Here is a 4,110-nt window from a genome sequence, read left to right on the forward strand (position 1 = left end):
CTGCCTGACCATGGCATTCATGAGTTGGAACTGCTTTTGGCCGTGGCCAGTTTCGCCCGCTTGCCGAAGCGTGCCCGCCGCGGCCTGTCGCCGAACAGGCCGTTTGGCCTGATCAGAAGGATGACGCAGAGCATGACGCCGATGGCAACGATTTGCAGCGAGGCGGCGCGCGCCTGCTGCTCGGGCGGGAAGAACACGCTGGTCGCCGTGCCCGATCCGGCCCATATTCCCCAGACCAGCACACTGCCGACGACGGCGCCGAGATTGCTGCCGGAGCCGCCGACGATCAGCATGACCCAGACCTGGAAGGTCAGGATCGGCAGGTAATTGTCGGGTGCGATGAAGCCGGTGAAATGCGCCTGCAATGCGCCGGCCAGCGCCATGATGGCGCCGCCGACGGCAAAGGCCTGGACGCGGTAGAAACGCGCGCTCTTGCCGAGCGAGATCGCCGCACGCTCGTCCTCCCGCAGCGCCTTCAGCACGCGGCCCCAGGGACTGCGCGACAGATGCTCCAAGGCGAGATAGGCGATCAGCGTCACCACCGAGACGACGGCAAGGTTGGACAGGTTGAACAGCAGTGGCGTCTCCGCCAGGCCGCCGAAGGGGCGCGGGATGAAACCGATGCCGAATGGGCCACCCGTCAGCTTCTGCGCGTTGAGCGCGACCAGTTGCACGACCACGGCGACACCGAATGTGGTGATCGCCAGATAGTCGGATCGCAGACGCAATGTGGCCATGCCGGTAAGTGCCGCGGCGATACCGCCAACCACCATGGCGCCTGCCCAGCCGACAAGGATCGGCAGGCCGAAACCGCCCAGCCTCGCGGCGTCGTCCGGTGTCGTCAGCAGCGCCGATGTGTAGGCGCCGATGGCAACGAAGCCGGCGAGCCCGACATTGAACAGGCCAGTCAGCCCCCACTGCAGATTGAGCCCCAGCGTGACCAGCGAGAAGATCAGCGCCGTGGTCAGGAAGAAGGCGCCGTAGCCGACGAGATCGATCATCTTTCCCGAACTCCGAAAAGGCCGATCGGCCGCACGAACAGCACCGCCATCAGTATGATGAAGGAGACGGCGGCGCGCCATTCGGCACCGATCAATTGCACGGCGCCGGCTTCGGCGAGCCCGATGATCAGGCCGCCGAGCACCGCGCCCGGGATGCTGCCGATGCCGCCGAGGATGGCGGCGGCGAACATCGGTAGCAGCATGTCGAAGCCCATGAAGGGGCGGATCTGCACCAGAATGCCGATCATCACGCCGGCAACGCAGGCAAGCGCGCCGCCGACGATCCAGGTGACGCGCACCACCTTGGCGACGTCGATGCCGACGATCCGGGCCAGCGCCGCGTTCTGGCTCAGCGCCTGCATGGAACGCCCGGTCTGCGTACGTGTCATCAACAGATGCACGCCGAGCACGAGCACGGCGGTCAGCGCCAGCAAGGCGATCTGGTCGGGCGTGATGCGGATGCCGAAGCCGACCGGCATGGCGATCTGGATGGCTCGGCTGAAATAGGTTGGCCGTGAGGTGAAGGTGAACTCCAACAGGCTCCGCAGCGCCATCGAGGCGCCGAAGCTCGCCATCACGACGATGATCGCCTGGCCTTGCGAGCGCAGCCGCGAGAACAACACCTTGTCGAGCAGCAGCGCCAGCAGTGCGGTGAACGCCATGCCGACGACCAGGGCAACAAGGAGCGGCCAGCCGAAGGACAGCGGCCCGATCGGCGCCACCTTGCCGAATGTCGCGCCGATGGCGCTGACCACGGCCAGCGTCGCATAGGTGCCCCAGGCCATGAAGTCGCCATGGGCGAAGTTGGAGAAACGCAGGATCGAATAGGTGAGCGTCACGCCGATGGCACCGAGGCCGATCATCGAGCCGGTCAGCAATCCGTCGACGATGAACTGCAGGCTCATGCAGCGCCTCCCTGCTGGCGCTGGGGACGCTGGCCGAGATAGAGTTCGGCGACGACCGGGTCGTTCCACAATTCCGAGGCGACGCCCTCATGCCGGTCCTTGCCTTCGACCAGAACATAGGCGCGGTCGCCGATGGCAAGCGCTGCCTTGGCGTTCTGCTCGACCAAAAGGATGGTGACTCCGGACTTGCGGATGCCGGCCAGCATCTCGAACACCGCCGAGACGAACTTTGGCGACAGGCCAGCCGACGGTTCGTCCAGCACCAGCACCTTGGGGTGGACGATCAGCGCACGTGCAACCGCGAGCATCTGCCGCTGTCCTCCGGACAGATTGCCGGCCGCCGTGCGGCGCTGGCGGACGAGGTCGGGGAAGGCGGCATACATCTCCTCGAGGCGGGCCGGGATGTCGCGCCGCTCGAGGATGCCGCAGGCAACCCTGAGATTGTCCTCGACCGACATCAGCGGAAAGATATTCTCGGTCTGCGGCACGAAGGCGAGGCCAAGCCGCACCATGGTGTGGGCCGGTGCCGTGGTGATATCCTGGCCGTCCAGGAACACTGAACCGCCGGTGATCGGCACGAGGCCTGCGATCGCCTTGATGAAGCTCGACTTGCCGGCGCCGTTGGGACCGAGGACGACGACGATTTCACCTTTTCTGACCGTGATCGAGGCGCCGCGCACGATCGGCACGCCGGGTTCGTAACCGGCTTCGAGATTGTGGACATCGAGGACGGTCTCGCTCATGCGGCGCCCCCGAGATAGGCCTCGATGACGCGCGGGTCGCGGGCGACTTCTTCCGCCGTGCCTTCGCTGAGCAACTGGCCGCTCGCCATCACAAGGACGCGGTGGCAGAGCCGCGTCACCATGTCGATGTTGTGCTCGATGAGCAGGAAGGTGATGCCGCGCGCATTGATGTCGCGGATGCGGTCGATGATGACTTCGAGCAGCGTCGCGTTGACGCCGGCCGCCGGTTCGTCGAGCAGGATGATCGCCGGATCGGCCATCATCACCCGGGCAAGTTCGAGCAGCTTGCGCTGGCCGCCGGAAAGCACGCGCGCCGGCTCATGCGCGAGGTGGGTGAGGGTGACCAGTTCCAGCAGTTCGAGCGCCTTTGCCCGGGCGGCTCTTTCCTGCGCCGCCACCCGCCACGGCGTGACGAAGTTGGCGAGCAGCCTTTCGCCCGCCTGGCCCTGTGCCGCCAGCATGATGTTCTCGATCAGCGTCAGGTTGGGGAGCGGGCGCGGGATCTGGAAGGTGCGGCCGAGACCTCGGCCGATGCGCAGGTGAGCGGCTTCGCCGGAGACGCGCACGCCGTTGAGCAGGATGTTGCCACTGGTGGGCAGGATACTGCCGGCCAGCAAGTCGAACATGGTCGTCTTGCCGGCGCCATTGGGTCCGATCAGGCCAAGGATTTCGCCCGCTTTGACGTCGAACGAGACATCGTTGACGGCGACAAGGCCGCCGAACCGCCTGACGACCTGGCTCGCCGTCAGAACCGGCACACGGGTCTCCCGCCCTTGGCGTTCCGCTACCTCGCTCATCGAACCCTCTGGCCGAAGACGATCGTTGCCGCCTCCTGATTATGATTTGTGATCACACTTGCTTTGATCACGCTATTCGGCTTTAATTTCATCCGCAAGCCGAAAACCCGCCGAGAACGGAATTCCATGCAAAAGGCTGCTGTCGGAAAGAACAACGAGGCGATCGCGGCCCAGCTCGCGCCGGTCGGCCGCGAAACGGTGCAGGATCGCGTCTATTCCGAACTGCGGCGCGCGCTGATCGGCGGCCTGTTCGAGCCAAGCCAGGTGCTGACGATCCGCGGTCTGGCCGATGCGCTGGTCACCTCGACGATGCCGGTGCGCGAAGCGCTAGGCCGGCTGATCACGGAGAAGGCGCTGGAGGCGCTGCCCAACCGCTCAGTGCGCGTGCCGCCGATCACGCTGGAACGTCTCGACGATCTCCTGCGTGCCCGCGTCCTGATCGAGGGCGAGGCGATCGCGCTGGCCGCGGCGCGCATGGGGCCCCGCCAGATAGCCGCCATCGAAACCATTCTGGCTGAATGGGACGAGATGCGGGCGCTGAAACACAAGAAGGATGTCGACCGCGAAGTGACGCTCAACCAGAGCTTTCACTTCGAGATCTACCGATCCTGCGGCTCGGCCGTGCTGATTCCGATGATCGAGAGCTTGTGGCTGCAATCGGGGC

5 protein-coding genes are annotated in these 4,110 nt (G+C 65.5%); 1 reads left to right on the forward strand and 4 read right to left on the reverse strand.

Going from position 1 to position 4,110, the window contains the following annotated elements:
- Positions 1 to 17: 17 nt before the first annotated feature.
- The 4 genes from EOA36_RS29440 to EOA36_RS29455 are packed head-to-tail and all read right to left on the reverse strand — an operon-like array spanning position 18 to position 3,446.
- Positions 18 to 1,001 carry a branched-chain amino acid ABC transporter permease gene (locus EOA36_RS29440; RefSeq protein ID WP_189524546.1) on the reverse strand — a complete coding sequence of 328 codons (984 nt, stop codon included), beginning with the start codon at positions 999 to 1,001 and terminating at the stop codon, positions 18 to 20.
- Positions 998 to 1,906, reverse strand: coding sequence for a branched-chain amino acid ABC transporter permease (locus EOA36_RS29445; RefSeq protein WP_127280491.1), 909 nt, complete (start codon positions 1,904 to 1,906; stop codon positions 998 to 1,000). Before EOA36_RS29445 ends, EOA36_RS29440 begins: the two co-directional genes overlap by 4 nt.
- Positions 1,903 to 2,649 (reverse strand): ABC transporter ATP-binding protein, encoded by a 747-nt coding sequence (locus tag EOA36_RS29450; RefSeq protein ID WP_127280492.1) that lies wholly within the window; start codon positions 2,647 to 2,649, stop codon positions 1,903 to 1,905. The genes EOA36_RS29445 and EOA36_RS29450 overlap by 4 nt, the downstream gene beginning before the upstream one ends.
- On the reverse strand, positions 2,646 to 3,446 hold the full coding sequence (locus EOA36_RS29455) for an ABC transporter ATP-binding protein (RefSeq protein ID WP_127280493.1): 801 nt from the start codon (positions 3,444 to 3,446) through the stop codon (positions 2,646 to 2,648). Before EOA36_RS29455 ends, EOA36_RS29450 begins: the two co-directional genes overlap by 4 nt.
- A 126-nt stretch (positions 3,447 to 3,572) precedes the next feature.
- Between EOA36_RS29455 and EOA36_RS29460 the strand changes: the two genes are divergently transcribed.
- Positions 3,573 to 4,110 (forward strand): GntR family transcriptional regulator (locus EOA36_RS29460; protein WP_145969369.1); only part of this gene is annotated, 538 nt, incomplete at its 3' end.

This window comes from Mesorhizobium sp. M8A.F.Ca.ET.021.01.1.1, assembly GCF_003998025.1.
Lineage (GTDB): Bacteria > Pseudomonadota > Alphaproteobacteria > Rhizobiales > Rhizobiaceae > Mesorhizobium.

Coding starts and splice junctions, on each gene's coding strand:
- EOA36_RS29455 (WP_127280493.1), bottom strand. CDS start 3,446: ATGAGCGAGGTAGCGGAACGCCAAGGGCGGGAGACCCGTGTGCCGGTT.
- EOA36_RS29445 (WP_127280491.1), bottom strand. CDS start 1,906: ATGAGCCTGCAGTTCATCGTCGACGGATTGCTGACCGGCTCGATGATC.
- EOA36_RS29440 (WP_189524546.1), bottom strand. CDS start 1,001: ATGATCGATCTCGTCGGCTACGGCGCCTTCTTCCTGACCACGGCGCTG.
- EOA36_RS29450 (WP_127280492.1), bottom strand. CDS start 2,649: ATGAGCGAGACCGTCCTCGATGTCCACAATCTCGAAGCCGGTTACGAA.